The 1,585-nt window shown below is 44.1% G+C and carries 1 protein-coding gene; it reads right to left on the minus strand.

The window, feature by feature from the left end; genetic code table 11:
- Positions 1-1,585: WD40 repeat domain-containing protein (locus ACFE93_RS22435; protein ID WP_375476373.1), on the minus strand; the 1,585-nt coding region annotated here is incomplete at both ends.

A 1,585-nucleotide genomic window follows, 5' to 3' on the forward strand; every position in this document is an offset into this window, starting at 1 on the left:
GACTGAACTGCTATGCCCAGTCAGGGTTTTGAGCGCTTTGCCTGTGCTGACATCCCAGAGTTTGATTGTGTTGTCAGCACTTGCAGAAGCCAGTGTCTTGCCATCGGGGCTGAAGACTACGCCCCTGACCGAACTGCTATGCCCTTCTAAGGTATTTACCTCTATGGCACGATTTTCTTTCCTTTCATTTGGCTTTAAATAAACGGCTTGCTGTAAAGTTGCCACAGTTAGCATTGAGATATCGCTTCTGTGCTGTGCCCAAAGTGTATGCTTGAGTTTGTTACTTGCCCTTAAGGCTGTTATTAAAGCATCTGGGTATTGTTCAGAGACAGCAAAGGCTTCAGAAGAATTATTGATGGCGTTAATTTGATTAACATTTGCCTCTACTGCCCACTGGAATGTTGCTGCTGCTAAAACAGCAAATCCTAAACCTGCGGCGACAGAACCAAAAAGGGCGCGTTTGAGAAAGTTATTCAGTTTCGCCTCACTCAGTTTTCTTTGTTCTCTTTCCTTTTCCAGTTGCACCATTACCTGCTTTAACTTCGGTTCTTGTTGCTGGCGGATAAAGGCGGCGATGTAGTCGTGTACCAGTTGATAACGGTCAGCCGGGTTTTCTGGTAGCAAAACCACTAAGCCGGATTGGACAAAAATCTCTACAATTAAATCTAATTTGCTGATGTCAAAAGCTTTATCCTCCCTAGTTTCTGATCCCCCCGCCTGCGGCGACCCCCTTAAAAAGGGGGTAGAAAGAATAAAGCCCGCCTTTTTAAGGGGGGTTGGGGGGATCTCCGAGAAATATGCGAACAAATCGCGTTCCAACTCAGCGCGAGTCTTTAGAGGGCGAGTTCCTTTTTCATCCGTCAGCAAATACAGTAATATGTCTGCTGCTTGCTGATTTTCTTCACCGCAATCATTAACAACTTCATGCAAATAACGCTTAACCAATTCATCCTTAGTGCCACGCTGCCGATATTCTGCCAGAGTTGTAATATTCTCCGTTTGCAGTTGCGCCCCCACAACCTGCAACTCAATGGGACGAACTTCACCCAATTCTCCGGCTAAATCTTGCACCAGTTGTTCAACTAAAACATCCTCTAAGTGAAAACTAGTATTTTCAGTTAAACGCTGAATAATTGACTTCGTATCAGCAGGTGAGAAATTCCCTAACTTGTAAAGCACATTATTACTGAGAATGTCATTGCCAATAATCTTCAGGCTGGACAAATCATTGCACTCCAGCAAGTAATGGATGTAATCCACCCGCAGCGATAAGATAACTTTTACCGATAGAACATTCAGACACTCTCCCAGAAACTCAAAGAATTGCTTTCTTTGTGCAGGTTCAGTGTAAACAAAGAAAAATTCCTCAAATTGATCGAAAATTAGCACTGTGCGGAGATTGCGCTGTTCGTTTTCTTTAAGTCTGGATATTAAATATTGCGGAGTTCCGAGTTCTGAGGGTGAACTTTGACCTTCTGAGGTCGAACTTTGACCTTCTGAGGTCGAACTTTGACCTTCTGAGGTCGAACTTTGACCTTCTGAGGATGAACGTTGACCTTCTGAGGATGAACGTTGACCTTCTGAG

The sequence above is a fragment of the uncultured Nostoc sp. genome (genome assembly GCF_964247315.1).
In the GTDB taxonomy this organism is placed as follows: domain Bacteria; phylum Cyanobacteriota; class Cyanobacteriia; order Cyanobacteriales; family Nostocaceae; genus Nostoc.